This is a genomic window from Pseudoduganella sp. RAF19, assembly GCF_052114165.1.
In the GTDB taxonomy this organism is placed as follows: Bacteria; Pseudomonadota; Gammaproteobacteria; order Burkholderiales; family Burkholderiaceae_D; genus Rugamonas.
Genome location: NZ_JBFREF010000003.1, coordinates 697,176 through 723,191 on the forward strand (window position 1 = coordinate 697,176; position 26,016 = coordinate 723,191).

The 26,016-nt window shown below is 61.4% G+C and carries 26 protein-coding genes and 1 tRNA gene; 23 read left to right on the plus strand and 4 right to left on the minus strand.

Going from position 1 to position 26,016, the window contains the following annotated elements; genetic code table 11:
- The first annotated feature begins 40 nt into the window (after nt 1-40).
- On the plus strand, nt 41-547 hold the full coding sequence (locus AB4Z19_RS11030; protein ID WP_442022929.1) for a hypothetical protein: 507 nt from the start codon (nt 41-43) through the stop codon (nt 545-547).
- Here AB4Z19_RS11030 and AB4Z19_RS11035 read toward each other — a convergent pair.
- On the minus strand, nt 544-1,227 hold the full coding sequence (locus AB4Z19_RS11035) for a Bax inhibitor-1/YccA family protein (RefSeq protein WP_442022930.1): 684 nt from the start codon (nt 1,225-1,227) through the stop codon (nt 544-546). The genes AB4Z19_RS11030 and AB4Z19_RS11035 overlap by 4 nt on opposite strands.
- A 218-nt stretch (nt 1,228-1,445) precedes the next feature.
- On the opposite strand from AB4Z19_RS11035, the gene ndk reads away from it, so the two are divergent.
- The 20 genes from ndk (at nt 1,446) to AB4Z19_RS11135 (ending at nt 20,845) form a co-directional block, all read left to right on the plus strand.
- Nucleotides 1,446-1,871, plus strand: coding sequence for a nucleoside-diphosphate kinase (gene ndk, locus AB4Z19_RS11040; protein ID WP_442022931.1), 426 nt, complete (start codon nt 1,446-1,448; stop codon nt 1,869-1,871).
- 92 nt (nt 1,872-1,963) lie between these two features.
- Nucleotides 1,964-3,139, plus strand: coding sequence for a 23S rRNA (adenine(2503)-C(2))-methyltransferase RlmN (rlmN, locus tag AB4Z19_RS11045; protein ID WP_442035258.1), 1,176 nt, complete (start codon nt 1,964-1,966; stop codon nt 3,137-3,139).
- A complete protein-coding gene (gene pilW / locus AB4Z19_RS11050) occupies nt 3,139-3,954 on the plus strand; it encodes a type IV pilus biogenesis/stability protein PilW (protein WP_442026507.1) in 816 nt (271 codons plus the stop codon). Before rlmN ends, pilW begins: the two co-directional genes overlap by 1 nt.
- The gene (locus AB4Z19_RS11055; protein WP_442035259.1) at nt 3,947-5,107 is read left to right on the plus strand and encodes a helix-turn-helix domain-containing protein; all 1,161 of its coding nucleotides are present in this window, start codon (nt 3,947-3,949) and stop codon (nt 5,105-5,107) included. Before pilW ends, AB4Z19_RS11055 begins: the two co-directional genes overlap by 8 nt.
- Before the next feature lie 12 nt (nt 5,108-5,119).
- Complete coding sequence (gene ispG, locus AB4Z19_RS11060; RefSeq protein WP_442035260.1) at nt 5,120-6,382, plus strand: flavodoxin-dependent (E)-4-hydroxy-3-methylbut-2-enyl-diphosphate synthase; 1,263 nt, start codon at nt 5,120-5,122, stop codon at nt 6,380-6,382.
- Nucleotides 6,383-6,386: 4 nt separating this feature from the next.
- The gene (gene hisS / locus AB4Z19_RS11065; RefSeq protein ID WP_442026504.1) at nt 6,387-7,736 is read left to right on the plus strand and encodes a histidine--tRNA ligase; all 1,350 of its coding nucleotides are present in this window, start codon (nt 6,387-6,389) and stop codon (nt 7,734-7,736) included.
- Between the two features lie 25 nt (nt 7,737-7,761).
- On the plus strand, nt 7,762-8,406 hold the full coding sequence (locus tag AB4Z19_RS11070) for a YfgM family protein (protein WP_442026503.1): 645 nt from the start codon (nt 7,762-7,764) through the stop codon (nt 8,404-8,406).
- Between the two features lie 4 nt (nt 8,407-8,410).
- A complete protein-coding gene (gene bamB / locus AB4Z19_RS11075) occupies nt 8,411-9,568 on the plus strand; it encodes an outer membrane protein assembly factor BamB (RefSeq protein ID WP_442026502.1) in 1,158 nt (385 codons plus the stop codon).
- A gap of 10 nt (nt 9,569-9,578) precedes the next feature.
- Nucleotides 9,579-10,922: a ribosome biogenesis GTPase Der gene (gene der, locus AB4Z19_RS11080; protein WP_442035261.1), complete on the plus strand. Its 1,344-nt coding sequence runs from the start codon at nt 9,579-9,581 to the stop codon at nt 10,920-10,922.
- A gap of 122 nt (nt 10,923-11,044) precedes the next feature.
- Nucleotides 11,045-11,290, plus strand: coding sequence for an RNA chaperone Hfq (hfq, locus tag AB4Z19_RS11085; protein ID WP_395400609.1), 246 nt, complete (start codon nt 11,045-11,047; stop codon nt 11,288-11,290).
- Nucleotides 11,291-11,300: 10 nt separating this feature from the next.
- Nucleotides 11,301-12,446 carry a GTPase HflX gene (gene hflX / locus AB4Z19_RS11090; protein ID WP_442025737.1) on the plus strand — a complete coding sequence of 382 codons (1,146 nt, stop codon included), beginning with the start codon at nt 11,301-11,303 and terminating at the stop codon, nt 12,444-12,446.
- 7 nt (nt 12,447-12,453) lie between these two features.
- The gene (hflK, locus tag AB4Z19_RS11095) at nt 12,454-13,746 is read left to right on the plus strand and encodes an FtsH protease activity modulator HflK (RefSeq protein ID WP_442035262.1); all 1,293 of its coding nucleotides are present in this window, start codon (nt 12,454-12,456) and stop codon (nt 13,744-13,746) included.
- Nucleotides 13,746-14,621 carry a protease modulator HflC gene (gene hflC / locus AB4Z19_RS11100; protein ID WP_442025735.1) on the plus strand — a complete coding sequence of 292 codons (876 nt, stop codon included), beginning with the start codon at nt 13,746-13,748 and terminating at the stop codon, nt 14,619-14,621. Before hflK ends, hflC begins: the two co-directional genes overlap by 1 nt.
- A 182-nt stretch (nt 14,622-14,803) precedes the next feature.
- Complete coding sequence (locus tag AB4Z19_RS11105) at nt 14,804-15,964, plus strand: ATP phosphoribosyltransferase regulatory subunit (protein ID WP_442025734.1); 1,161 nt, start codon at nt 14,804-14,806, stop codon at nt 15,962-15,964.
- A gap of 5 nt (nt 15,965-15,969) precedes the next feature.
- Complete coding sequence (locus AB4Z19_RS11110; protein WP_442035263.1) at nt 15,970-17,280, plus strand: adenylosuccinate synthase; 1,311 nt, start codon at nt 15,970-15,972, stop codon at nt 17,278-17,280.
- A 17-nt stretch (nt 17,281-17,297) separates the two neighbouring features.
- Nucleotides 17,298-17,843 carry a phosphoribosyltransferase gene (locus AB4Z19_RS11115; RefSeq protein ID WP_442025732.1) on the plus strand — a complete coding sequence of 182 codons (546 nt, stop codon included), beginning with the start codon at nt 17,298-17,300 and terminating at the stop codon, nt 17,841-17,843.
- A 112-nt stretch (nt 17,844-17,955) separates the two neighbouring features.
- Nucleotides 17,956-18,912: a hypothetical protein gene (locus AB4Z19_RS11120; RefSeq protein ID WP_442025731.1), complete on the plus strand. Its 957-nt coding sequence runs from the start codon at nt 17,956-17,958 to the stop codon at nt 18,910-18,912.
- 20 nt (nt 18,913-18,932) lie between these two features.
- Nucleotides 18,933-19,529, plus strand: a complete 597-nt coding sequence (locus AB4Z19_RS11125) for a MarC family protein (protein ID WP_442025730.1) — start codon at nt 18,933-18,935, stop codon at nt 19,527-19,529.
- 126 nt (nt 19,530-19,655) lie between these two features.
- A complete protein-coding gene (locus tag AB4Z19_RS11130) occupies nt 19,656-20,096 on the plus strand; it encodes a hypothetical protein (protein ID WP_442025729.1) in 441 nt (146 codons plus the stop codon).
- Between the two features lie 89 nt (nt 20,097-20,185).
- Nucleotides 20,186-20,845: a peroxiredoxin gene (locus AB4Z19_RS11135; RefSeq protein ID WP_442027239.1), complete on the plus strand. Its 660-nt coding sequence runs from the start codon at nt 20,186-20,188 to the stop codon at nt 20,843-20,845.
- Between the two features lie 54 nt (nt 20,846-20,899).
- On the opposite strand, the gene AB4Z19_RS11140 is transcribed toward AB4Z19_RS11135, so the two are convergent.
- The 3 genes from AB4Z19_RS11140 to uvrB all read right to left on the minus strand — a co-directional run bounded on the left by AB4Z19_RS11140 (nt 20,900) and on the right by uvrB (nt 24,271).
- Nucleotides 20,900-21,409, minus strand: a complete 510-nt coding sequence (locus tag AB4Z19_RS11140) for a DUF4142 domain-containing protein (protein WP_442027237.1) — start codon at nt 21,407-21,409, stop codon at nt 20,900-20,902.
- Nucleotides 21,406-22,062, minus strand: coding sequence for an RNA polymerase sigma factor (locus AB4Z19_RS11145; RefSeq protein WP_442027236.1), 657 nt, complete (start codon nt 22,060-22,062; stop codon nt 21,406-21,408). Before AB4Z19_RS11145 ends, AB4Z19_RS11140 begins: the two co-directional genes overlap by 4 nt.
- 136 nt (nt 22,063-22,198) lie before the next feature.
- Nucleotides 22,199-24,271, minus strand: a complete 2,073-nt coding sequence (gene uvrB / locus AB4Z19_RS11150; protein WP_442027235.1) for an excinuclease ABC subunit UvrB — start codon at nt 24,269-24,271, stop codon at nt 22,199-22,201.
- Between the two features lie 110 nt (nt 24,272-24,381).
- On the opposite strand from uvrB, the gene AB4Z19_RS11155 reads away from it, so the two are divergent.
- Both AB4Z19_RS11155 and AB4Z19_RS11160 read left to right on the plus strand, forming a co-directional pair.
- The gene (locus tag AB4Z19_RS11155) at nt 24,382-25,584 is read left to right on the plus strand and encodes an amino acid aminotransferase (RefSeq protein WP_442035264.1); all 1,203 of its coding nucleotides are present in this window, start codon (nt 24,382-24,384) and stop codon (nt 25,582-25,584) included.
- 103 nt (nt 25,585-25,687) lie between these two features.
- Nucleotides 25,688-25,763: transfer RNA gene (locus tag AB4Z19_RS11160), tRNA-Asn, on the plus strand.
- The last annotated feature ends 253 nt before the right edge of the window (nt 25,764-26,016 follow it).

Genomic DNA, 26,016 nt, shown 5'->3' on the forward strand with positions numbered 1-26,016 from the left:
CCCTAGACTTCCGGCATCGCATATCAACCGGAGAATCCCTATGAACGGCCAGCTTGCCTTTTTTGTCAGTGTCTTATTCGGGCTGTCGGCCTGGAGCGCGGTCGGCGCCATGTATTTATGGCCTTGGTTGCGCAAGCAGCCGCGCGAAGACGCGCTGAAGCCGCTGCTCACCCTGCATGCGTTCCGCTATATCGGCCTGTCTTTCCTGGTACCGGGTGTGGTCGCGGCGGACCTGCCGATGACGTTTGCCCGCAGCGCGGCCCTGGGTGACCTGGCCGCCGCCGTGCTGGCCCTGCTGGCGCTGGCCTTCCTGCGCAGCGGCCTGGGAACGGCGCTTCTCTGGATCTTCAATGTGTGGGGCAGCGTTGACCTGCTGAATGCATTCTTCCAGGCTGGCGCCTCCGGCCTGTACCCGGGACAGTTCGGCGCCGCTTACTTCCTGCCGACCACAATTGTGCCGCTGCTGCTGGTCACCCATGTGCTGATGTTCCGGCTAATAAAAAAGCCGGCGCGAGGCCGGCTTTTTGAAGGACAGGGTGCTGCTTAGTCGCGGCTGCCGCCCAGGCCCAGCAGGGCCAGCAGATTGGTGAAGATGTTGTACACGTCCAGGTACAGGGCCAGGGTGGCGGTGATGTAATTGGTCTCGCCACCGTTGACGATGCGCTGCACGTCAAACAGGATGAAGGCCGAGAAGATACCGATCGCCAGCACGGAAATCGTGATCGCCAGGGCGCCCATGCCCAGGAAGACGTTGGCCACCGATGCCAGCAGCAGCACGATCACGCCAGCGAACAGCCACTTGCCCATCATCGAGAAGTCGCGCTTGGCCACGGTTGCGTAGCTGGCCAGCGCCAGGAACACGCAAGCCGTACCGCCGAACGCCGTCATGATCAGCTGGCCGCCATTGCTGAACTGCAGGGTGTGCGTCAGCAGCGGGGTGAGCATCAGGCCCATGAAGAAGGTAAAGCCCAGCAGCAGGGCGACGCCCAGGCCGCTATCCTTATTGCGCTCGATACCATAAATCAGACCGTAGGCCACGCCGAAGAACAGGATCAGGCCCAGGAAGCCGCGCGGCATAGGGAAGCCGAAGGCCACGCCCAGGGCGGCGCCCAACACGGTCGGGATCATCGACAGGGCCAGCAGCCAGTAAGTATTGCGCAGGACTTTGTTGCGGGTGGCAACGGTGCTGCCCGGCAGATCATAGACAGAATTCAGATTACGTTCCATTGAAAAGCTCCTTAGACGGTACGGTGTACCTCTTAATAAAAGCATAGCATGCAGGGTGGGGAAAGGGGAAATCCGGCCCTTAGGGGCGGCTTAAACCAGCGGTCGCAGGGAATTCCCTGCCGCGCTATCGGATATCCGGGGTGTTCTATGGTAAAATCGAAGGTTGATCCAGATATCAATTTTGTTTTAAACCTTTCTTTTTATTGGAGTTTTTCATAATGGCAATCGAACGCACCCTGTCGATCATCAAACCGGACGCAGTAGCCAAGAACGTTATCGGCCAGATCTACAGCCGTTTCGAAGGCGCCGGCCTGAAGGTCGTAGCTGCTCGCATGACCCAACTGTCCCGCGCTGAAGCTGAAGGCTTCTACGCAGTGCACGCTGCCCGTCCTTTCTTCAAGGATCTGGTGGACTTCATGATTTCCGGCCCTGTGATGATTCAGGCTCTGGAAGGTGAAGGCGCGATCGCCAAGAACCGCGACCTGATGGGCGCTACCGACCCGAAGAAAGCAGAAAAAGGCACCATCCGCGCCGATTTCGCTGACTCCATCGACGCGAACGCTGTGCACGGTTCCGACGCAGCTGAAACCGCTGCTGTGGAAATCGCTTACTTCTTCCCAGCACTGAACGTTTACTCCCGTTAATTTTCTGTAACGGTTGTACTGTAGTAAAGTAGTATTGCGCTTGCCCCGGTCCCCTGGTCCGGGGCAAAGGCATTTTGAATATTGAGCAAGAAATGACGGAAACGACCCTCACCAACCTGCTGGATCTCGATCCGGAGCAATTAGTCGCCTACTGCGCAGAGTTGGGTGAGAAGCCTTTCCGCGCCAAGCAGCTGCAACGCTGGATTCACCAGTTCGGTGCGTCCGACTTTGATAGCATGACCGACCTCGCGAAATCCCTGCGCGAGAAGCTGAAGACGCGCGCCCACATCACGGCGCCGGCCGTCATCAGCGACCATACTTCCGCCGACGGCACCCGCAAATGGCTGGTGGACGTGGGCAATGGCAATGCCGTGGAAACCGTGTTCATCCCGGAAGAAAACCGCGGCACCCTGTGCATCTCGACCCAGGCCGGCTGCGCCGTGAACTGCCGCTTCTGCTCCACCGGCAAGCAAGGCTTCAACCGCAACCTGACCGTGGGCGAAATCATCGGCCAGCTGTGGATGGCCGAATTCGCGCTGCGCCAGACCAAGGGCATCGAACCGGGTCCGAAAGGCGAGCGCCAGATCACCAACGTGGTCATGATGGGCATGGGCGAGCCCCTGCTGAATTACGGCCCGACCGCCACCGCGCTCAAGCTGATGCTGGACGATAACGCCTACGGCCTGTCGCGCCGCCGCGTGACCCTGTCCACATCGGGCGTGGTGCCAATGATCGACAAGCTGTCGCAGGATGTGCCGGTCGCGCTGGCCGTCTCGCTGCACGCTTCCAACGACAAGCTGCGCGACGAGCTCGTGCCGCTGAATAAGAAGTACCCGCTGTCCGAACTGCTGGCTGCGTGCAAACGCTACCTGGAATTCGCGCCGCGTGATTTCATCACCTTCGAATACTGCATGCTCGATAACTACAACGATAGCGACGAGCATGCGCGCGAGCTGATCGCCCTGGTGAATCACCCGGAATACGGCATTAACTGCAAGTTCAATCTGATTCCTTTCAACCCCTTCCCGGAATCGGGCCTGCTGCGCTCCAAGAACCCGCGCATCAAGGCTTTCGCTGAGATTCTGATGAACGCGGGCATCGTGACCACCATCCGCAAGACGCGCGGCGACGATATCGACGCGGCCTGCGGCCAGCTGGCAGGCGAGGTGAAAGACCGTACCCGCGTGCAGGAGCGTATGGGCAAGATGACCGAGTATCAGCAGAAGTACGGCGCCGATTTCGGCAAGATTGTGGAGATCCGTTCCTGATGACCGACTTCGCCCAGCGCCGCAGCCTGCGCCTGGCCGCCGTTGCGCTGGCCGTTGTTTTGGCTGGCTGCGCGGGGACCGGCACTAACCCCAGCGGCAAGGAAGAACTGAAGACCGCGTCCGATACGACGTCGGCCCAGAAGCGCGCCGACATCCGCATGCAGCTGGCGGTCGGCTACTTCGAGCAGGGGCAACTGCCGACTGCGCTGGACGAGATCAAGAAGGCGATTGCCGCCGACCCGACGTATGCCGATGCTTACGGCATGCGCGCCGTGATCTACATGCGCATGGGCGAAAAGGAACTGGCGAACGATAACTTCCTGCATGCGCTGAAGCTGGCGCCAGATCATCCGGAACTGAACAACAACTACGGTTCCTATCTGTGCCAGAACGGCAAAGTGCGGGAATCGTTCAAGTATTTCGATGCGGCGCTGGGCAATCGCATGTACCAGTCGCCGGCGAGTGCGCTGAACAATGCGGGCGATTGCGCCCTGAAGATCAAGGACTACGGTCTGGCGGAAAAATACCTGCTGCAGGCGTTGCAGCTGACGCCGGACCTGCCGATTACGAACGCCAACCTGGCCAAGGTGTATTACCAGCGCCGCGATTACACGCGCGCGAATTTCTTTATCACTCGGCTGGGCAAAGTGGCGAAGACGGATAGCCTGTCAGCCGATATATTGTGGCTGGCGATTAAGGTGCAGCACAAAATGGGTGACCAGGGTGCGGAGCAAGGCTGGGTGACCCAGCTGCGTCGTCACCATGCGGATTCGCCCGAGTACGCTGCGTATCAACGTGGGGCGTTTGATGAGTGAGACAGGGGTACCAATGGAAGAATGGCAGGAAGAGCCGAAACATCAGCGTCATGCTTCTACGCCCGGAGCAGAGCTGAAGGCCGCGCGTGAAGCGATGGGCCTGTCGGTGGAACAGATTTCGGACCAGCTGAAGCTGGCGCAGCGTCAGGTCATCGCGATTGAAAACGCGGACTACGATGCTTTGCCAAATATGGCTGTCACGCGCGGTTTCATCCGCGCCTACGCCAAAGCCGTGCGCCTCGATCCGGCGCCGCTGGTGGCGATGGTTGAAGTGGAGGGCGCAGCCGGCCACGCGACGGCGACCGTGCGTCCAACCAAGGTCACTGCCTCGTTCAGCGAATCGCGTTTTCCGACGCTGACTGAACGCCAGTCCAAGCCGGTTGGCGCCATTGTGGCCGGCATTGGCGTGGTGGCCCTGATCGCCGTTGCCGGCGCTTGGAAGGCTGGCTATATTTCGCCGGCGACCTTCGGCGCGAAGAATCCGGCTGTTGTGACGGAGACGCCGGCACCCGAGACCACGACGGCCGCTCCGGTAGCCGCGCAGCCTGCCGATCAGGCGCCGCTGCAGTCGCCGTCCGTGCCGCTGATTTCCGTACCGCCGCCAGCAGGCAGCGCGTCCAATGCACCGGCCGTGGTGCCTGGCGCTGGCGTGAATCCAGCTCCGGCGGCACCGGCAACCGCGCCTGGCGCAACGACTGCTGCACCGGCTGGCGTGACCGCGCCGGCACCGGCCAGCGCGCAGCCAGCGCAGGCAACTCCGGCCGCAACCGCGGCGGGAGCTGCTGCGCCGGCGGGCAAGCCTGCAGCACCTGCACCTGCACCTGCATCGGCTGCGGCGCAGCCTGTCGCGCAAGCGCCGGTGGCGGCAATGCCTGCCCCGGCTGCGGCCGTACCGGCAGCCGCGCCTGCCGCAGGTGGCGGCAAGCTGGTGCTGAAAGTGAATGAAGATTCGTGGATCGAGATTCGCCGTCCGGGCTCGAACTCGCTGATCGCGCGCCTGGTGAAGGCGGGCGACACGCAGAGCTTTGACGTGCGTGCGAAGGACCTGATCATCGTCGGCAAGCCGTCCGGCGTGCAGGCGACCCTGCAAGGTGCGCCGCTGGACCTGCCGCAAGTACCGGGTGGCACCATCTCTCGCGTCAACATCAAGTAAAGAGTGAAGCACATGACCGATTCGAACAACCCCATCCCTTCGGGACCTCTGGCACGCCGCGCCAGCCGCCGCGTGCTGGTGCAGTACGGTGAGCGCAAGATCTGGGTAGGCGGCGACGCGCCGGTCGTCGTGCAATCGATGACGAATACCGACACCGCCGATGCCGTGGCGACCGCGATCCAGATCAAGGAACTGGCGCGCGCCGGCTCCGAGCTGGTGCGCCTGACGGTGGACCGTCCGGAAGCCGCAGCTGCCGTGCCGTATATCCGCGACCAGCTGGACAAGATGGGCGTCGACGTGCCGCTGGTGGGCGACTTCCACTACAACGGCCACACCTTGCTGACCGATTATCCTGACTGCGCCGCTGCGCTGTCGAAGTACCGCATCAACCCGGGCAATGTGGGCAAGGGCGCCAAGCGCGATACGCAATTCGCACAGATGATCGAAGTGGCGGCGAAACACGACAAGCCGGTGCGCATCGGCGTCAACTGGGGCTCGCTGGATCAGGCCCTGCTGGCGCGCATCATGGACGAAAACGCGGCCCGCGAAAATCCGTGGAGTGCGCAAGCCGTGATGTACGAGGCGCTGATCACCTCCGCCATCGAGAATGCGCAGCGCGCCGAAGAACTGGGCCTGGCCCGCGACAAAATCATCCTGTCCTGCAAAGTCTCCGGCGTGCAGGACCTGATCGCCGTTTACCGCGAACTGGGCAAGCGCTGCGACTATCCGCTGCACCTGGGCCTGACTGAAGCGGGCATGGGCAGCAAGGGCATCGTGGCGTCGACCGCCGCGCTGTCGGTGTTGCTGCAGGAAGGCATCGGCGACACCATCCGCATTTCGCTGACCCCGGAACCGGGCGGCGACCGCACCAAGGAAGTGGTGGTAGGCCAGGAAATCCTGCAGACCATGGGCCTGCGCAAATTCACCCCGATGGTGATTGCCTGCCCGGGCTGTGGCCGTACCACGTCCACCGTGTTCCAGGAACTGGCGGACGATATCCAGAGCTACCTGCGCGAACAGATGCCTGAATGGAAAAAACTCTACCCCGGCGTGGAGGCGATGAACGTGGCCGTGATGGGCTGCATCGTCAACGGACCGGGCGAGTCGAAGCACGCCAATATCGGCATCAGCCTGCCCGGCACTGGCGAATCGCCGGCCGCGCCGGTGTTTGTCGACGGCCAGAAAGTGGCGACCCTGCGCGGTGAAGGCATCGTGCAGGAGTTCCAGACCATCGTGCTCGATTACGTGAAAAAGAACTACAGCAAAGCAGCTTAATAAAATGTCCAAAGCCGAAAAGATTACCGGCGTAAAGGGGATGAACGATCTCCTGCCGTCCGAAGCCCACTTGTGGGAACTGTTTGAAAACACCGCGCAGTCGGTGCTGCAAAGCTATGGCTTCCAGCAGATCCGCACGCCGATCGTGGAAGAAACGCGCCTGTTCACGCGCGCCATCGGCGCCGTGACCGACATCGTGGAAAAGGAGATGTACTCCTTCGAAGACTCCATGAACGGCGACAAGCTGACCCTGCGTCCTGAAGGCACGGCCGGTGTAGTGCGCGCGGTGATCGAGCACAATCTGGTGTACGAAGGCCCGAAGCGCGTGTGGTACAAGGGACCGATGTTCCGCCACGAGCGTCCGCAGCGCGGCCGCTACCGCCAGTTCCACCAGTTCGGCGCGGAAGCCGTGGGCTTCACCGGTCCGGACGTGGACGCCGAAATGATCATGATGTGCCGCCGCCTGTGGGATGATCTGGGCCTGCAGAACGTGCGCCTGGAACTGAACTCCATCGGCGACGCCGAAGAGCGCGCGCGCCACCGCGTGGACCTGATCGCCTACCTGCAGCAGCACGAAGAGCTGCTGGACGCGGAAGCCAAGCGCCGCCTGAACACCAACCCGCTGCGTATCCTGGACACCAAGAACCCGGCCATGCAGGCCATGGTGAACGGCGCGCCGAAGCTGCTGGACTATCTGGGTGAGGAATCGCTGGCCCACTTCAATGGCGTGAAGAAGATCCTGGACATGAACGCCATCCAGTACACCGTCAACCCGCGTCTGGTGCGCGGCCTGGATTACTACAACCGCACCGTGTTCGAATGGGTGACCGACGAACTGGGTGCGCAGGGTACCGTGTGCGCCGGCGGCCGTTATGACCCTCTGATCGAAATGTCGGGCGGTAAGCCAACGCCTGCGGTCGGTTTCGCGATGGGCATCGAGCGCCTGATCGAATTGATGAAAGGCCTGGGCGACACCGCCCAGCCACGCCAGTGCGACGTGTACATGGTGCACCAGGGCGATGAAGCGCAGATGCAGAGCTTTGTGCTGGCCGAGCGCCTGCGCGATGCGGGCCTGGATGTGATCCTGCACTGCGCTGCGGCCAGCGGCGCGGGCAGCTTCAAGTCGCAGATGAAGAAGGCGGACGGCAGCGGTGCTTCCTACGCGGTCATCATCGGCGAAGACGAAATCGCCAACAAGGCAGCCAATGTGAAAGCGCTGCGCGGCGAAGAAAGCGAACAGCAGCAAGCCACCGTGCCGTTTGAAGGCGTGGTGGATTACATCGTGGATCAGATCGCAGGCTGTGGAGACGAATGCGACGATCCGACCCATCACCACCACTCCCACTACCATTAATCGATAAAGCGATAAAGACAGAACCATGGCATACGATCTCGAAGAACAAGAACAGCTTGCTACTCTCAAGGCGTGGTGGGCGAAATACGGCAATGCGAGCACCTGGGTGATCATCGCGGGCCTGGCGGCTTATTCGGGTTGGACCGGCTGGAACTACTACCAGCGCAACCAGGCAGCGCAAGCATCCGTGCTGTTTGAAGACCTGCAAGGCAATATCGGCAAGGACAACGCCAAGGTGCTGCGTACCGCCGGCGACATCGAATCGAAATTCGGCAGCACCGCTTACGCGCAAATGTCCGCGCTGTCGGCTGCCAAGTCGTCCTTCGATGCGAAGGATCTGAAGTCCGCCAAGGCCCAGCTGCAATGGGTGATCGATCATGGCAACGACGAATACAAAGCCATCGCGCAAATCCGCCTGGCCGGCGTGCTGCTGGACGAGAAAGCGTACGACGAAGCGCTGAAGCTGGTGTCCGGCGAAGCGCTGCCGCAGTTCAAGGCTGCCGCTGCTGACCGCAAGGGCGATATCCTCGCCGCACAGAACAAGCTGGAGGAAGCGCGCGCTGCTTACAAGACCGCGCTGGAATCGAGCGACAAGAAGAGCCCGGGCCGTCAGCTGATCCAGCTGAAGCTCGAATCGATCGGCGGCACCGTACCGGAAGAGAAGGCCTAATCGCATGCGCGTTACTGGAAAAGTTATTGCACTGAGCGTGATGGCGCTGGCCATCTCCGGCTGCAGCACCATGAGCAAGCTGAATCCGTTCAAGAAGGAAGACAAGAACGCTCCCGCCAAGCTGGTCGAGCTGAAGTCGCCGATTCCTGCCAAGATCGTGTGGAAGCACTCGATGAACAAGGCGGGCGCCAACGTGTTCAACCCGGCCCTGGTCAACGGCAGCGTGTTCGTGGCCGATGCGGACGGCAATGTGGACCGCCTGGATGCCAACAGCGGCAAACAGCAGTGGCATGTCAAGGCCGGCACCGACCTGACGGCAGGCGTAGGCAGCGATGGCACCGTGGTCGTTGTGGGCGGCGTCAAGGGCAAGGTCCTGGTGTTCGATGCCAATAGCGGCAAGGAGCTGTGGACCACCCAGGCTTCCAGCGAGATCCTGTCGACGCCGGTGATTGGCGGCGGCAATGTGATCGTGCGCAGCGTGGACAACAAGATCACCGCCTACGATGAGAAGACGGGCGAAAAGCGCTGGTTCATTCAGCGTCCGACCCCGGCTCTGACCCTGCGCAATGCGCCGGGCATGGTCATCGCAGGCACCAATGTGGTGGCGGCGCAGCCGGCCGGCCGCATGCTGGGCCTGGCCCTGAGCAATGGCGTGCCGCGCTTTGAAGTGCCGGTCGCGGAGCCGAAGGGCGCCACGGAACTGGAGCGCGTGTCCGACATCGGCGGCACTCCGGTGGTGTTCGACCAGGACATCTGCACCGTGACCTTCCAGGGCAAGGTAGGCTGCTTCGACGTGAACACGGGCGTGGCCCGCTGGACCAAGGATGCCTCGTCTGACGTGGGCGTGTCGGTGGATCAGCGCTTCGTCTTCGTGGCGGACGACAAGGGCAGCGTGATTGCCTACGCCCGCGACGGCGGCGCCAGCGCCTGGAAAGTGGACACCCTGGCCAACCGCCAGCTGTCCACCCCGCTGTCCTTCGGCCGCCTGGTGGCCGTGGGCGACTATGATGGATATGTGCACTTCCTGTCGCGGGAAGATGGCACGTTGTTAGGTCGAGTCTCGCTCGACAGCAGCGCGATTAAGTCCGTGCCGCTGTTGTCCGGCTCGAATATGATCGTTCAAACCCAAGCAGGAACAGTGGCCGCCATCGCGGCCGAGTAATAAGAAGAAAATGAAGCCGGTAATCGCACTCGTAGGTCGCCCGAACGTCGGGAAGTCGACCTTATTCAATCGTCTGACCCGCTCGCGCGACGCGCTGGTGGCGGACTTGCCTGGTCTGACGCGTGACCGTCACTATGGCGAGGGCCGCGTCGGCGACCGCCCGTTCCTGGTCATCGATACCGGCGGCTTTGAGCCGGTTGCGAAGGAAGGCATCATGTTCCAGATGGCCCTGCAGACCAAGCAGGCCGTCGCGGAAGCGGACGTGGTGGTGTTCCTGGTGGATGGCCGCCAGGGCATGACTCCGCACGACAAAACCATTACCGACTTCCTGCGCAAGTCGGGCCGTCCGGTGCTGCTGGTGGTGAACAAGGCGGAAGGCATGCGCTATACGGCGGCCGTGTCCGACTTCTACGAGCTGGGCCTGGGCGATCCGTATGCGATTTCCGGCGCCCATGGCGACGGCGTGCACGATCTGGTGAACGAGGCGCTGGACAAGGCCTTCGCCTCGCGCCCGGCCGATGAAGACGAGCTGCTGCCGTCCGAACGCGGCGTGAAGATCGCGCTGGTGGGCCGCCCGAACGTGGGCAAGTCCACCCTGATCAACACCCTGGTGGGCGAAGAGCGCGTAATCGCCTTCGACATGCCGGGCACCACGCGCGACTCGATCGAGATTCCGTTCGAGCGCGATGGCAAGCACTACACCCTGATCGACACGGCCGGTATCCGTCGCCGCGGCAAGGTATTCGAAGCGATCGAGAAGTTCTCGGTGGTGAAGACCCTGCAATCGATCTCGGAAGCGAACGTGGTGATCCTGATGCTGGATGCCCAGCAGGATATCTCGGAGCAGGATGCCCACATCGCCGGCTTCATTCTCGAATCCGGCCGCGCCCTGGTGCTGGCCGTGAACAAATGGGACGGCCTGCAATCGGACCAGCGCGACCAGGTGAAGATGGACCTGGACCGCAAGGTCGACTTCCTGAGCTGGGCCAAGACGCACTTTATTTCGGCGTTGAAGGGCACCAATATCGGCCCGCTGATGAAATCCGTGGACCAGGCTTATGCTGCGGCCACCGCCAATCTGCCGACGCCGAAGCTGACGCGCGCGCTGCAGGAAGCGATTGAGAAGCAGGAGCCGAAGCGCAAGGGCGGTACCCGTCCGAAGATGCGCTATGCCCACCAGGGCGGCCAGAATCCGCCGGTGATCGTCATCCACGGTAACTCGCTGGACGCGATTGCGGAGCCATATAAGCGTTACCTGGAAAAACACTTCCGTGACACTTTTAACTTGGTTGGTACTCCACTGCGCATAGAATTGCGCACCGGCAAGAATCCCTTTGCAAAAAGCGAGAAATAATCCTCGCGCACTCCTGCAGGATTCGAAAAAACAAGGTACAGTAGCTTTGGAGCATCCCCACGGCACTTGAATTCAAGAGTTTCGCCTCCAATTCTAGACAACAACATAAAACTGGAGCTGTTATGAGCAATAAAGGGCAATTGTTACAAGACCCATTCCTGAACGCGCTGCGTAAAGAGCACGTTCCTGTCTCGATCTACCTGGTCAACGGCATCAAGCTGCAAGGTCATATCGAGTCTTTCGACCAGTATGTGGTCCTGCTGCGTAACACCGTCACCCAGATGGTGTACAAGCATGCGATTTCTACGGTGGTGCCGGCCCGCGCCGTCAACCTGAATATCGAATCCTCTTCCGAGGCGGCGGAGTAAAGCCGTTCCTATGCGTGCAGCATTAGTCGGGGTAGATTTCGGACAGGGCGACTTTGCTGCCAGTATCGAGGAGCTGACGCTGCTCGCGCGTTCCGCGGGAGCAGAGCCGGTAACGACCATTACCGGCAAGCGGTCGTCGCCCGACGCCGCGTATTTCGTCGGCAGCGGCAAGGCGGATGAAATCGGCCTTGCCGTCCAGGACCACAAACTCGAAATCGTCATCTTCAATCACGCGCTGTCGCCCGCCCAGCAGCGCAATCTCGAAAAACGTCTCAGCGTCCGCGTGCTGGACCGCACCAGCCTGATCCTCGATATCTTCGCGCAGCGCGCCAAGAGCCACGAGGGTAAGCTGCAAGTGGAACTGGCACAGCTGCAGCACCTGTCCACCCGCCTGATCCGCGGCTGGACCCACCTTGAGCGTCAGAAGGGTGGTATCGGTCTGCGCGGCCCTGGTGAAACCCAGCTCGAAACCGACCGCCGATTGATCGGCGAGCGCGTGAAGATGCTGCGTACCCGCCTGGCCAAGCTGCGCAAGCAGCACGAGACGCAGCGCCGTGCGCGCAACCGCAACCACACCTTCTCGGTGTCGCTGGTCGGCTATACCAACGCCGGCAAGTCCACGCTGTTCAACGCCATGACCAAAGCCGGCGTCTACGTCGCGGACCAGCTGTTCGCCACCCTGGACACCACTTCGCGCCGCATCTACATGGGCGAAGAGGTCGGCAATGTCGTGCTGTCGGACACGGTGGGCTTCGTGCGCGAACTGCCGCACCAGCTGGTGGCGGCATTCCGCGCCACGCTGGAGGAAACCATCCACGCCGACCTGCTGCTGCATGTGGTCGATGGTTCCAGTCCGGTGCGCATGGAGCAGATCGAACAGGTCAATGCGGTGCTGCAGGAAATCGGCGCCGACCATATTCCACAGATCCTGGTATGGAACAAGATTGATGCGGCCGACCTTGAGCCGGCGGTCGAACGTGATGAGTATGATAAGATTTCCCGCGTCTTCATCAGCGCACGCACGGGTGCAGGGCTGGACCTGCTGCGCGAAGCAATCAGTGAAGCCGCCAAGGACGAGCAGGAAGCCGCCGCGCACCGGGAAGAACCGATGGCGCCGGACAGTATTTCCAACCTAATCCATGCTGGATCACACTAATAAAAACATGGCTTTTTCCTTTTTCAAGAAAAGACCCGGCCTGAATCTGTCGCTGAATGACCCGCGTTGGGGCAATAACCGCGATGGCAATAAGCAGGCGCAGGAGGGCAAGAAGCCCGGCGATGGCCCGCCCGATCTCGACCAGCTGTGGCGCGACTTCAATCAGCGCCTGAACGGCTTGTTCGGCGGTGGCCGCAACCGCAACAGCGGTAACGGCTCCGGCGGCGGCAGCGGCGGCGACATGAAGGGCGCCGGCTTTACCTTCGGCGCGGTGGCTTCGATTGCCGTGCTGGTATGGCTGGCATCCGGCGCCTTCATCGTGCAGGAAGGCCAGACCGGCGTCGTCACCACCTTCGGCAAATTCAGCCACACCACGCCGGCCGGTTTCAACTGGCGCTGGCCGTATCCGTTCCAGAACGATGAGACGGTGAACGTGTCGCAGGTGCGCACGGTGGAAGTGGGCTATCGCGGCAATGTGCGCTCCAAGCAGGCGCGCGAATCGCTGATGCTGACCGATGACGAGAACATTATCGACATCCAGTTCGCTGTGCAGTTCAAGCTGAAAGACCCGGTGGCCTGGCTGTACAACAACCGCGATGCGGAAGAAACCGTGCGCCAGGTGGCTGAGACGTCGATCCGCGAAGTGGTTGGCCGCAGCAAGATGGACTTCGTGCTGTACGAAGGCCGCGAGAAGGTGGCGCTGGAAACCCAGCAGCTGATGCAGACCATCCTGGACCGCTACGCGTCCGGTGTGCAGATCACCAATGTGACCATGCAGGGCGTGCAGCCGCCGGAGCAGGTGCAGGCCGCCTTTGACGACGCCGTGAAAGCCAGCCAGGACCGCGAGCGCCAGAAGAACGAAGGCCAGGCATATGCCAACGACGTGGTGCCGAAAGCCCGCGGCACCGCCTTCGCGCTGGTGCAGCAGGCGGAAGCCTATCGCGCCCAGACCGTGGAGAACGCGACCGGTAACGCCGACCGCTTCAAGTCGGTGCTGGCCGAGTACCAGAAAGCGCCGGGCGTGACGCGCGACCGCATGTACCTCGACACCATGCAGCAGATCTTCGCCAACACCACCAAGGTCATGGCCGATTCGCGCAATGGCAATAACCTGCTGTATCTGCCGCTGGACAAGCTGATTGCCCAGGTGGCCGCCGCCGATGCTGCGCGTGCCGCCTCGCAGACGCCGCCGCCACCTGCTGCCGTGCTTCTGACGCCGGACAACAGCATGCAGAACCTCGACCCGAACCGCCGCGACCTGCGTTCGCGCGATTCGTCCCGTGACCGGGAGAGCCGCTAATGAACCGACTCGTTACTTATCTGATTGCGACGTTTGTCGCTCTGATGCTGCTGTCTTCCACCGTGTTCGTGGTGGACCAGCGCAAGTTCGCCATCGTCTTCGCCCTGGGTGAAGTGAAGCAGGTCATCAGCGAACCAGGGCTGCACTTCAAGCTGCCGCCGCCGTTCCAGAATGTGCTGTATCTGGACAAGCGCATCCTGACCCTGGACAACCAGGACGCTGACCGCTTCATCACGGCCGAGAAGATGAACATCCTGGTCGACTCGTACGTGAAGTGGCGCATTACCGATCCACGCCTGTACTTCGTTTCCTTTGGTGGCGACGAGGGCAGGGCGCGTGACCGCATGTCGCAGATCGTCAAGGCAGCGCTGAACGACGCCATCACCAAGCGCACCGTGCGCGAAGTGATCTCGGGCCAGCGCGGCAAGGTGATGGACGAACTGCGCGGCAAGGTGGTGAATGAGGCCAAGCAGATCGGCGTCGACATCATCGACGTGCGCCTGAAGCGGGTCGATTATGTTGAGCAGATCAACAACTCGGTGTATGACCGCATGAAGGCCGAGCGCCTGCGCGTGGCGAACGAGCTGCGTTCCACCGGTGCGGCGGAATCCGAAAAGATCCGCGCCGACGCCGAGAAACAGCGTACCGTGATCCTGGCCGAAGCCTACCGCGACGCGGAGAAGATCAAGGGCGAGGGCGATGCCAAGGCGTCCCAGATCTATGCTGAAGCGTTTGGCCGCAATCCGGAGTTCTACAAGTTCTACCGTAGTCTGGAAGCTTATCGCGGCTCCTTCAAGTCGAAGGCGGACGTGATGGTGGTCGATCCGAACACCGAGTTCTTCAAATATTTCAAGGCCCCGGGCGCAGGCAAATAAGCCGTCCCAGCCAGCCAGAAAATGGGGACGGAACACAATTTCCGCCGAGGCGGCAAATGTGTTCCGTCCCCATTTTTTTTCCAGTTGAGCCACGTTTTCGCGTAGAATACGCGGTTTGGCTCTCCGGTTTTCCGGGCGGCGCACCTGCGCCTGCATTGTTTATCATTCAATAGATTCTTCCAATGCCGAATTGGCTTCTGCCTGAACACATTGCCGACGTCTTGCCGTCCGAAGCACGCAAGATTGAGGAGTTGCGCCGCCTGATGCTGGATAATTTCCGGCTGTATGGCTACGAGCTGGTCATGCCTCCACTGCTGGAATACGTCGAGTCCCTGATGACCGGCGCCGGCGAGGACAGCAACCTGCGCACCTTCAAACTGGTCGACCAGATTTCCGGCCGCATGCTGGGCCTGCGCCCGGACATGACGACCCAGGTGGCGCGTATCGATGCGCACCTGCTGAACCGTGCCACCGTGACCCGCCTGTGCTACTGCGGCTCGGTGCTGCATACCCGTCCGTCCGGCCTGCACGCCACCCGCGAACCGATCCAGATCGGCGCCGAGATCTATGGCCACGCCGGCCTGGAAGCGGACGCGGAAATCCAGGAACTGGCACTGGGCTCGCTGGAGCTGGCCGGTTTCACCGATGTGCGTCTGGACCTGACCCATGTCGGCGTGCTGCGCGCCATCCTGAGCCAGGACCAGGCCGCCGAAAAAGATCATGACGCCATCGTGGCTCTGCTGCGGGGTAAGGATGTGCCAGGCCTGAAGGCGCTGGCCGCGAATTACGCCGAAGGCACGCGCAAGGCGCTGCTGGCCCTGCCGAATCTGTACGGCGATGTGGAAGTGTTGAAGCGCGCCCGCGCCGAGCTGCCGGAACTGCCGGGTATCAGCAAGGCGCTGGCCGAGCTGGCGGCACTGGCGGCGTCGGCCATCGGCCGCGCCAATGTGGCGATCGACCTGGCCGACCTGCGCGGCTACCAGTACGAGAGCGGCGCCATGTTTGCGCTGTACGTGCCGGGCCTGCCGAACGCGGTGGCGCGTGGCGGCCGTTACGACCACGTGGGCGAAGCTTTTGGCCGCGCGCGTCCGGCAACCGGCTTCTCGATGGATCTGCGCGAGCTGGCGCGCCTGCTGCCGACGGCGGAGCGCAAGCATTCGATCCGCGCGCCGTGGGGCAATGCGCCCGAACTGAAAGAAAAAATCGCCGAGCTGCGCAAGTCCGGCGAAGTTGTGATCCAGTCCCTGCCGGGTCACAACAACGAACAGGACGAGTTCGAGTGCGACCGCGCGCTGGTGCTCGACGAAAGTGGTAGTAACTGGATTCTTAAAAACCTAGGTTAAGTGTGATGTCAAAGAAAACTGCAAAGAACGTCGTCGTTATCGGCACCCAGTGGGGCGATGAAGGCAAGGGCAAGATCGTCGACTGGCTGACCGAACACGCACAGGGCGTGGTTCGCTTCCAGGGTGGCCACAACGCGGGCCACACCCTCGTTATCGGCGGCGTGAAGACTGCGCTGCAACTGATCCCTTCGGGCATCATGCGCCCAGGCGTGGCCTGCTACATCGGCAACGGTGTGGTGCTGTCCGTGCCGGACGTACTGCGCGAAATCGACAAGCTGGAAGCAGCCGGCGTGGAAGTGGCTTCCCGTCTGAAGATTTCCGAAGCCTGCCCGGTCATCCTGCCATACCACACCGCGCTGGATGCAGCCCGCGAAGCAGCGCGCGGCGCCGCCAAGATCGGCACCACCGGCAAGGGCATCGGCCCGGCCTATGAAGACAAGGTGGCGCGCCGCGCCATCCGCGTGGCCGACCTGCTGAACACCGAGCGTTTCGCAGAGAAGCTGAAAGAGAACCTGGACTACCACAACTTCGTGCTGGAGAACTATCTCAAGGCGCCGAAGATCGATTACCAGAAGACCCTGGACGACGCGCTGGCCTACGTGCCGCGCCTGCGCCCGATGGTGACCGACGTGTCGTCCGCACTGTACTCGGTGCACAAGAACGGCGGCTCGCTGCTGTTCGAAGGCGCACAGGGTTCGCTGCTGGACGTTGACCACGGCACCTATCCGTTCGTGACATCCTCCAACTGCGTGGCCGGCAATGCCGCTGCCGGCGCTGGCGTGGGTCCGGGCATGCTGCACTACATCCTCGGCATCACCAAGGCCTACACTACCCGCGTTGGTTCCGGTCCGTTCCCATCCGAACTGCCGACCGACCAGGGCGTAGGCAAGCACCTGGCGTCCGTGGGCCACGAGTTCGGCACCGTGACGGGCCGCGCCCGCCGCTGCGGCTGGTTCGACGCTGCGCTGCTGCGCCGCTCGGTGCAGATCAACGGCGTGTCCGGCATGTGCCTGACCAAGCTGGACGTGCTGGATGGCCTGGAATCCCTGAAGCTGTGCACCGGCTATATGGTCGATGGCAAGCACGTGGACATCTTCCCGGTCGGCGCTGAAGAAGCCGCGCGCTGCGAGCCGATCTACGAAGAAATGCCTGGCTGGACCGAAAGCACCGTTGGCGCCAAGTCGCTGGCTGCGCTGCCGGCCAATGCCCGTGCCTACATCAAGCGTATCGAAGAACTGGTGGGCGTGCCGGTGGACATGGTTTCGACCGGTCCGGACCGCGAAGAGACCATCGTTCTGCGTCACCCATTTGAATAAGAAAAGAGTCGAGCAATATGACTACCCCTGTATCTGACCAAAAACATCTGTGGGTTTCCTGGGATGAGTATCACCGCCTGATCGAGCGCCTGGCGCTGAAGGTGTACGAATCCGGCTGGAAGTTCGACATGGTGCTGTGCCTGGCGCGCGGCGGCGTGCGTCCGGGCGACGTGTTCTCGCGTATCTTCGACGTGCCGCTGGCCATTCTGTCGACCAGCTCCTACCGCGAAGAAGCGGGCACCGTGCGCGGCGACCTGGATATCGCCAAGTACATGACCATGACCAAGGGCCCGCTGAAAGGCAAGATCCTGCTGGTGGACGACCTGGCCGACTCTGGCGTGACCCTGACCAAGGTGATGTCTCACCTGAAGGAAAACTTCGAAGGCGTGACCGAAGTGAAGTCCGCAGTGATCTGGACCAAGGGCAGCTCCGCCTTCAAGCCTGACTACCAGATGGAAGAACTGCCGCACAATCCATGGATTCATCAGCCGTTCGAAGATTACGACGGCATCCGCCCGCACCAGCTGGCGGCCTGGATCAAGAAGGGCGAGGCCGGCGCGTAATCGCTCCGTAATCCCCCTGAAACGTGGCGGCAGGCACACAGCCTGGCCGCCATTTTTTATTGCCACTCGGCAAAATATGTATAATCTCTGGCATCGTTTTGCGGAGATGTGCATGTTGTCCCGGCTGTTCCTGATTCTTCCCCTGTTGACGGCGGCGCCTGCCGCGCTGGCGGCGTCCCCGCTGCAGAAGCTGTGGTCCGAGCACAAGTTCGAGGCCATCGACAAGACCCTGCACGAGTGGTGCGGCGGCGCCCGTACGCCCGAAGGCTTGCCCGAGCTGGCCGCTTTCGAACCCGCCTTCGACAGCCAATTCCGCAGCATGCAAAGCTGGGAAGCCGACCGCACGGCGCTGGCCCAATGGCGCAGCCAGCAACCGGATTCCCTGGCCCAGGCTTTCGTGGAAGCGATTTACTGGCGTGCCTATGCCTCGCAGCTGCGCCTGGGCGCGGTGTCGACGATGCCGAAGGAAGCGCTGGATCTGTATCACGAACAGATCGGCAACGGCACTGCGCGCCTGCAGCAAGTAAAGGCGCAGGCCGCCAGCTGCCCGCTGTGGTACAGCCTGAATATCGGCCTGATGCTGGAAGGGGGCGCCACGCGCCGCGCCGTCGCCAGCGCCTACCTGGAAGCCGTGCAGGTATTCCCGCAGGACCAGCAGATCCACTTCGCCATGGGCCGCGCCTATAGTCCGCGTGGCGGCGGCAGCGCGGTGCAATTCGACCAGTTCGCGCGCCGCGCCGTGTTCTTCACGCGCTCCAACGATGGCGGCAGCATGTATGCCCGCCTGTACTGGCGCGAGGACGGCAACGGCAGCGATGCCATCACTTTCCCCGACCGCCGCAGCCTGCCGGAGTGGACGCTGATGAAGACGGGTTTCGAAGACCTGCTGCAGCGTTATCCGGGCGACGCGGCGGCGCGCAACAAGTTCGCTTCCTTCGCCTGCCGCGCCAATGACCGTGATACCTACGGCAAGCTGCGCACCCAGCTGGGCGAGCGCATCCAGCCCGAGCTGTGGCCGGACAGCTGGCCTGTGGACGCCTGCGACCGCAAATTGTTGAAGCACGGTTGATAGATCTGTAAGATCCCGGCATGACTCAAGACTTCTTCCAGACCTTTATTCTTCTGTTGCTGGTGACTGACCCGTTCGGCAACGTTCCCCTGTTCGCGACGGCGCTGGCGCCGGTGCCGCCGCGGCGCCGCCCCAAGATCGTGGTGCGCGAATGCCTGATCGCCTTCATCGTGCTGCTGGTGTTCATGTTCTTCGGCTCGCACTTCCTGAAGGCGCTCAGCCTGTCCGAAGCCTCGCTGCGCATTGCGGGCAGCGTGATCCTGCTGCTGATCGCCATCCGCATGGTGTTCCCGCATCCGGATGGAGTGCTGGGACGCACGGAAGGCGGCGAGCCCTTCATCGTGCCGCTGGCGATTCCTGCACTGGCCGGCCCTTCCGCGCTGGCGACCGTGCTGCTGTTCTCGCGCGAAAGCACGGGCGAGGTATTGATTCACGTTGCCGCACTGGGTTCGGTGGTGGCGGTGTGGCTGGCCGTCTTCCTTGGCGCCGAGCGCTTGCAGAAGGTGCTGGGGCCGCAAGTGATGACGGCGTTTGAGCGCCTGATGGGCCTGATCCTCGCTGCGATGTCGATTGAAATGCTGCTGGGCGGTATCCGCGAGTTCGTCAAAACATTATGAACAAGGCCAATCCCGCCCGGATATTTTGACTAACTTTCAATTTTATTAGCGGAAGTTACAATTCGATAGATTTCCGGCGGGAAAGCATCCTTATAATTGCGCGATGTTTGAGCGCAAAGGAGCCTCATGGACCGGAAACTAAGACTGACGCTGGCAAGCGCGTTCGCCGATCAGATGCGTGCATCCCTGCCGGAATTCAAATTATGGAACGTCACCGCGCCCAGCCTGATGGACGGGGAGCTGGTGTGGAAAAACGGAAACAGCCTCATCATCCTGTCGCCGGACTCGCGCGGCCTGCGCGATGCGGTTACGGTGGAATTGGGCTGGTCGGAGCAGGGCGCTTTCCCGCAGCATCAGCGTCCCTCGCTGATCTCGCAAGCCCAGCTGGATGACGTCCACCTGCAGCCCGAATGGACCGTGCGCCTGGGCCGCCTCGACAACAACAACTTCGACAATATCGAAATTTCGATGACCTCCTGCGAAGAGGTGGCCGCCTTCCTGATGGACCGCCTGCAATCGGTCGGCCTGCCATTCTTCATGCGCATGGGAAGCGAACTAGTGTATTGATGTCATCATTTTGAGATTGCCTTCGCAGGGCGGTGGTGCGACCATAGTGGTCTGGATTTTTGTCGCGACCCGTCCTGAAAGGAGTTGTCATGTCTCTCCGCATCAACGATACCGCACCAAACTTCAAAGCCCAGACTACCCAAGGTTCCATCGACTTCCACGAGTGGATAGGCGATAAATGGGCGGTGCTGTTCTCCCATCCGAAAGACTTCACCCCGGTATGCACCACCGAGCTTGGCTACATGGCCAAGATCGAGCCGGAGTTCACCAAGCGGAATACCAAGATCATCGGCCTGTCCATCGACCCGGTCGAAAACCACAGCAAGTGGGCGCACGACATCGAGGAAACCCAGGGCGCTGCCGTGAAATACCCAATGATCGGCGATACCGACCTGGCCGTGGCCAAGCTGTACAACATGCTGCCCGCTGAGGAGCCGGGCACCTCGGAAGGCCGCACTGCCGCCACCAACGCCACGGTGCGCTCGGTGTTTGTCATCGGTCCGGACAAGAAAATCAAGATGATGATGACCTACCCGATGACCTCGGGCCGCAACTTCGATGAGATCCTGCGCGTGATCGACTCGATCCAGCTGACCGCCAAACACAAGGTCGCCACGCCGGTGAACTGGAAGCACGGGGAAGATGTGATCATCGCCGGCTCCGTCAGCGACGACGACGCCAAGACCATGTTCCCCAATGGCTGGAAAGCACCGAAGCCTTATCTGCGCATCGTGCCGCAGCCGAAATAACCCTATCGCCGCCGGGGCCTGCCAAGTGGCTGCCCCGGTACCTCCCGCAACCGATTATTTGAGTTCGGACTGAATGTGTTTTGCGTGCTCCAGGTGCGCTACGAAGGCGGGGCGCACGTTGACCAGGGTCTGCTTCAGTTCAGCGTTCTTGGCGTTCGGGATCAGGGTCTTGTCCAGCGCGTCGATCACGGCCTGGTGGTAGGTGACTTCGTTGTCCACGTAGGCTTTGTCGAACTCTTTGCCCTTCAGGCTTTTCAGCTTGGCGATGTTGGCATCGCCGCCGGCTTTCAGGCTCTTGGCGGTGTCGCTGTCTTCCGGCGTGACCTTCAGTTTCTTCACCAGGGCGGTGGCTTTTTCGTTCACGCTGGTGTGGTCGTTGACCATCATGCGCGCGAAGGCTTGCACGTTCTTGTCGGTGGAAGTCTTCTCGGCCAGCTTGCCGGCGTTGATGTCGACCGTGTTGGCGGCGACGACAATGCCTGCGATCTGTGCGTCGTTAGGACCTTGTGCCAGCGCGAAGGTGCTGATGGCGGCGAGGGTGGATGCGAGTATGAGTCTCTTCATGGTTGTTCTCCTTGTGGTTGATGAATGGCGGCGAGCACGCGTGCGGTAATACGGTCGCAGCGTTCGCCATCGAAGCCGAACGAGTCTTGCAGGCCGGTGTCGAGCTCACGCGACAGCGATTCGCGCAGCATGCTGCGGGCGCGGAAGTGGCGGCTGCGCACCGTCGCTTCCGGGATGCTCAGCGCGGCGCTGGTTTCTTCCACGCTCATCTCCTCCAGCTCACGCAGCATGAAGACGGTGCGGAAGGCATCCGGCAGGGTATCGATTTTCTTTTCCAGCAGGCGGCGCACATCGGCGCGCATGGCGGAGGTATCCGGGGTTTCGGCTTCGGCTTCCCAGTGTTCTTCCGGCATGGCGCCCTCCAGTGGAATGACCTCGGCCTGGTGTGCGCCTTTGCGCAGGCGGGCCAGGGCGGTGTTGATGACGATGCGCGTCAGCCAGGTCGCGAGACTGGATTCGCCGCGGAAGCTGGACAGGGAACGGAAAGCTTGCAGGTAAGCGTCCTGCAGCACGTCCTCGGCCTCGGTGTCATCTTTGACGATGCTGCGGGCAGTGCGGTAGAGCAGGCGGTTGTAGCGCCGGATCAGCGGCTCGAATGCGCCGCAGGTCGCGGCTGAGATCAGCGCATGATCGCGGGCGAGTTGGGAGGACATGGTCGATTCGTTTTCATGAGTAGTTGACCATTAGATGCGGCTTGGGAGCGCCGCGTTCCCGGAATTTTGAAAAAACCAGAGGCGTGAACCAGGTGGCTGCCACGATGTGGCAGCCACCCGCTTTTTGCCGCGGGTGTTAGGACACCACATCGGCGCCGGGCGCGCCGAAGAGCTGCTGTTTGAGCACGTGCAGCTGGTCGCGCACCTGGGCGGCTTTTTCGAACTCCAGGTTTTTGGCGTGATCGATCATGAGTTTCTCCAGGCGCTTGATTTCCTTGCTGACCTGCTTCTCGCTCATGGCTTCGTACTTGGCCGCCGACTCCTGCACCGCCATCTCTTCCTTGGCTGCGTTCGGGCTGTAGACGCCGTCGATCATGTCCTTGATGACCTTGTGCACGCCGCGTGGGATGATGCCCATTTTCTCGTTGTAGGCCATCTGCTTGGCGCGGCGGCGCTCCGTCTCGCCGATCGCGCGCTCCATCGAATCGGTCATGTGGTCCGCGTACAGCAGGGCCACGCCGTTCAGGTTACGCGCCGCGCGGCCGATGGTCTGGATCAGCGAGCGCTCGGAACGCAGGAAGCCTTCCTTGTCCGCGTCGAGAATCGCGACCAGCGAGACTTCCGGCAAGTCCAGGCCTTCGCGCAGCAGGTTAATACCGACCAGCACATCGAAGGTACCGATACGCAGGTCGCGCAGGATCTCCACGCGCTCCACGGTTTCGATATCGCTGTGCAGATAGCGCACCTTGATGCCGTGGTCGCCCAGGTACTCGGTCAGCTGTTCGGCCATACGCTTGGTCAGCGTGGTCACCAGCACGCGCTCGTTCTTCTCGATGCGGTCCTGAATCTCGGACATCAGATCGTCCACCTGGGTGCGGGCAGGGCGCACGATGACTTGCGGGTCCACCAGGCCGGTAGGGCGCACCACCTGCTCGACCACCTGTCCCGCATTCTTTTGCTCGTAGTCGGCGGGCGTGGCGGATACGAACACCGTCTGGCGCATCTTCGATTCGAATTCCTGGAACTTCAGCGGACGATTATCCAGCGCGGACGGCAGGCGGAAGCCATAGTCCACCAGATTGGTCTTGCGCGAACGGTCGCCGTTGTACATGGCCGACAGCTGGCCAATCAGCACGTGGGACTCGTCCAGGAACATCAGCGCGTCTTTCGGCAGATAGTCCACCAGCGTTGGCGGCGGCTCGCCCGGCATGGCGCGGGACAGATGACGCGAGTAGTTCTCGATGCCCTTGGTGAAGCCGATTTCCGCCATCATTTCGAGGTCGAAGCGCGTGCGCTGTTCCAGACGCTGTTCTTCAATCAGCTTGCCTTCCTTGCGGAAGAATTCGAGGCGGTCGCGCAGCTCGGCCTTGATGGTTTCGATGGCGCGCAGCACAGTTGAACGTGGCGTCACATAGTGCGAGCCTGGATAGACGGTGAAGCGCGGGATCTTGGTCTTCACGCGGCCTGTGAGCGGGTCGAACAGCTGGATCGATTCGACTTCATCGTCGAACATCTCCAGGCGCACAGCCAGCTCCGCGTGTTCTGCGGGGAAGATGTCGATGGTGTCACCGCGCACGCGGAAAGTACCGCGGCCGAAGTCCATCTCGTTGCGCGTGTACTGCATCTGGATCAGGCGCGCGATCACGTCGCGCTGGGCCACTTTATCCTTTTGGCGCAGCGTGAGAATCATCTGGTGGTATTCGTTCGGATTACCGATACCGTAGATGGCCGACACGGTAGCCACGATCACCACGTCGCGCCGCTCCATCAGCGACTTGGTGCAGGACAGTCGCATCTGCTCAATATGCTCGTTGATCGACGAGTCCTTCTCGATGAACAGGTCGCGCTGCGGCACATAGGCTTCCGGCTGGTAGTAATCGTAGTACGACACGAAGTATTCGACCGCATTCTCCGGGAAGAACTCGCGGAACTCGGAATACAGCTGGGCTGCCAGCGTCTTGTTGGGCGCGAACACGATGGCGGGTCGGCCCATGCGGGCGATCACGTTGGCCATGGTGTAAGTCTTACCGGAACCGGTCACACCCAGCAGGGTCTGGAACGACAAACCATCGTCAATGCCCTCGCACAATTCCTTGATCGCCGTGGGCTGGTCGCCCGAGGGAGGGAAGGGCTGATGGAGCCGGAAAGGTGAATCTGGAAAGGTGATGACGGTCGCTTCTGGCGTACCGGCGTTTTGCGAATCAGACATTGAACTCAGACCTTTGATAGAATATGCGCTTGTCGGCGGCCTAAACCGGATTTTGTTCGGGCGCCGGCATGTTACGCTGCGAACCGCTTCCAATCGAATCCAATCTTATCATGACGAATCCTTCCGTTTTCAGCGCCATCGAGATGGCCCCGCGCGACCCTATTCTTGGTATCACCGAAGCCTTTAATGCAGACACCAACCCAGCCAAAATTAACCTGGGTGTAGGTGTTTATTATGACGACAATGGCAAAGTGCCGCTGCTGTCGTGCGTGGATAAAGCGGAAACGATTCTGATTGCTCAGCATGCGCCGCGTACCTATCTGCCGATCGAAGGCCTGGCGGCTTACGACAAGGCAGTACAAGAGCTGGTATTTGGTGCCGACAGCGCCGTAATTCAAGAGAAACGTGCAGTGACCGTGCAGGCACTGGGCGGTACCGGCGCGCTGAAGCTCGGCGCCGACTTCCTGAAGCGTTTCTCGCCATCGTCGGACGTGTACATCAGCGATCCGAGCTGGGAAAACCACCGTGCTCTGTTCGAAAGCGCCGGTTTCAAGGTCAACAACTACGCTTACTACGATCCGTCGACCAAGGGCGTGAACTTCGCCGGCATGATCGCTGCGCTGAAGGCTATGCCGAAGGGCTCCATCGTGGTGCTGCACGCTTGCTGCCACAACCCGACCGGCGCCGACCTGACCCAGGGCCAGTGGGATGAAGTGATCGCTGCCGTTGTGGCTGGCGGCCTGATTCCGTTCCTGGACATGGCTTACCAGGGCTTCGGCGCTGGCATCGCGGAAGATGGCGCTGTAGTGCGCCGCTTCGCTGCCACCGGCGTGCCGCTGCTGGTGTCCAACTCCTTCTCCAAGTCCTTCTCGCTGTACGGCGAGCGAGTGGGCGCGCTGAGCGTGGTGGCTTCTTCCGCTGATGAAGCTTCCCGCCTGCTGTCCCAACTGAAGCGCGTGGTGCGTACCAACTACTCCAACCCGCCAGTACACGGCGGCAAAGTGGTGGCCACCGTGCTGTCCACCCCGGAACTGCGCCAGCTGTGGGAAGACGAACTGGCCGGCATGCGCGTGCGCATCAAGGAAATGCGCGACACCTTTGTGCGCAAGCTGGCAGAAAAAGCCCCAGGCCACGACTTCGACTTCGTGCGCGAGCAAATCGGCATGTTCTCCTACTCCGGCCTGACCAAGGAGCAGGTAGGCAAGCTGCGCGAGCAGTCGATCTACGCCGTAGACACCGGCCGTATCTGCGTTGCAGCGTTGAATACTCGCAACATCGACGCTGTGGTTGACGCAGTCGCCAAGGTGCTTTAATATCTCGGTCTCGCGTCGTTACGGCGGCGCGAATGGCAGCAGAAAGTGCCGTTGAGTAATACCTTGAAAGTGTTGCTTTGACAGTATATAATGTTGCCTCTAATCCCTGATAGCTCAGTCGGTAGAGCGACGGACTGTTAATCCGCAGGTCCCTGGTTCGAGTCCAGGTCGGGGAGCCAGAACACAGAAAAGCCCAGCCTTAACCGGCTGGGCTTTTTGCATTTCAGGCCCTGTTTTGCGGGCGATGAACTGTGCGGAGCCGGTGTTTGGTTTATACCCTTAGACTGTTAATTTGCATTGAAAGTTGACCCACCTTCCCCACGAATTTGCAACGGAATCTGACCCACGTTCGTAGCACAATTCTCCCTGTCCTTTCGACAGGAGATCGGAGTGATCGACGTGGCTTTATTAGGCATAATTCGACGCTGGCAC

What these genes read in the sequence shown, in the direction of transcription:
- AB4Z19_RS11030 (WP_442022929.1), top strand. Translation starts at nt 41, where the DNA reads ATGAACGGCCAGCTTGCCTTTTTTGTCAGTGTCTTATTCGGGCTGTCG.
- AB4Z19_RS11035 (WP_442022930.1), bottom strand. Translation starts at nt 1,227, where the DNA reads ATGGAACGTAATCTGAATTCTGTCTATGATCTGCCGGGCAGCACCGTT.
- ndk (WP_442022931.1), top strand. Translation starts at nt 1,446, where the DNA reads ATGGCAATCGAACGCACCCTGTCGATCATCAAACCGGACGCAGTAGCC.
- rlmN (WP_442035258.1), top strand. Translation starts at nt 1,964, where the DNA reads ATGACGGAAACGACCCTCACCAACCTGCTGGATCTCGATCCGGAGCAA.
- pilW (WP_442026507.1), top strand. Translation starts at nt 3,139, where the DNA reads ATGACCGACTTCGCCCAGCGCCGCAGCCTGCGCCTGGCCGCCGTTGCG.
- AB4Z19_RS11055 (WP_442035259.1), top strand. Translation starts at nt 3,947, where the DNA reads ATGAGTGAGACAGGGGTACCAATGGAAGAATGGCAGGAAGAGCCGAAA.
- ispG (WP_442035260.1), top strand. Translation starts at nt 5,120, where the DNA reads ATGACCGATTCGAACAACCCCATCCCTTCGGGACCTCTGGCACGCCGC.
- hisS (WP_442026504.1), top strand. Translation starts at nt 6,387, where the DNA reads ATGTCCAAAGCCGAAAAGATTACCGGCGTAAAGGGGATGAACGATCTC.
- AB4Z19_RS11070 (WP_442026503.1), top strand. Translation starts at nt 7,762, where the DNA reads ATGGCATACGATCTCGAAGAACAAGAACAGCTTGCTACTCTCAAGGCG.
- bamB (WP_442026502.1), top strand. Translation starts at nt 8,411, where the DNA reads ATGCGCGTTACTGGAAAAGTTATTGCACTGAGCGTGATGGCGCTGGCC.
- der (WP_442035261.1), top strand. Translation starts at nt 9,579, where the DNA reads ATGAAGCCGGTAATCGCACTCGTAGGTCGCCCGAACGTCGGGAAGTCG.
- hfq (WP_395400609.1), top strand. Translation starts at nt 11,045, where the DNA reads ATGAGCAATAAAGGGCAATTGTTACAAGACCCATTCCTGAACGCGCTG.
- hflX (WP_442025737.1), top strand. Translation starts at nt 11,301, where the DNA reads ATGCGTGCAGCATTAGTCGGGGTAGATTTCGGACAGGGCGACTTTGCT.
- hflK (WP_442035262.1), top strand. Translation starts at nt 12,454, where the DNA reads ATGGCTTTTTCCTTTTTCAAGAAAAGACCCGGCCTGAATCTGTCGCTG.
- hflC (WP_442025735.1), top strand. Translation starts at nt 13,746, where the DNA reads ATGAACCGACTCGTTACTTATCTGATTGCGACGTTTGTCGCTCTGATG.
- AB4Z19_RS11105 (WP_442025734.1), top strand. Translation starts at nt 14,804, where the DNA reads ATGCCGAATTGGCTTCTGCCTGAACACATTGCCGACGTCTTGCCGTCC.
- AB4Z19_RS11110 (WP_442035263.1), top strand. Translation starts at nt 15,970, where the DNA reads ATGTCAAAGAAAACTGCAAAGAACGTCGTCGTTATCGGCACCCAGTGG.
- AB4Z19_RS11115 (WP_442025732.1), top strand. Translation starts at nt 17,298, where the DNA reads ATGACTACCCCTGTATCTGACCAAAAACATCTGTGGGTTTCCTGGGAT.
- AB4Z19_RS11120 (WP_442025731.1), top strand. Translation starts at nt 17,956, where the DNA reads ATGTTGTCCCGGCTGTTCCTGATTCTTCCCCTGTTGACGGCGGCGCCT.
- AB4Z19_RS11125 (WP_442025730.1), top strand. Translation starts at nt 18,933, where the DNA reads ATGACTCAAGACTTCTTCCAGACCTTTATTCTTCTGTTGCTGGTGACT.
- AB4Z19_RS11130 (WP_442025729.1), top strand. Translation starts at nt 19,656, where the DNA reads ATGGACCGGAAACTAAGACTGACGCTGGCAAGCGCGTTCGCCGATCAG.
- AB4Z19_RS11135 (WP_442027239.1), top strand. Translation starts at nt 20,186, where the DNA reads ATGTCTCTCCGCATCAACGATACCGCACCAAACTTCAAAGCCCAGACT.
- AB4Z19_RS11140 (WP_442027237.1), bottom strand. Translation starts at nt 21,409, where the DNA reads ATGAAGAGACTCATACTCGCATCCACCCTCGCCGCCATCAGCACCTTC.
- AB4Z19_RS11145 (WP_442027236.1), bottom strand. Translation starts at nt 22,062, where the DNA reads ATGTCCTCCCAACTCGCCCGCGATCATGCGCTGATCTCAGCCGCGACC.
- uvrB (WP_442027235.1), bottom strand. Translation starts at nt 24,271, where the DNA reads ATGTCTGATTCGCAAAACGCCGGTACGCCAGAAGCGACCGTCATCACC.
- AB4Z19_RS11155 (WP_442035264.1), top strand. Translation starts at nt 24,382, where the DNA reads ATGACGAATCCTTCCGTTTTCAGCGCCATCGAGATGGCCCCGCGCGAC.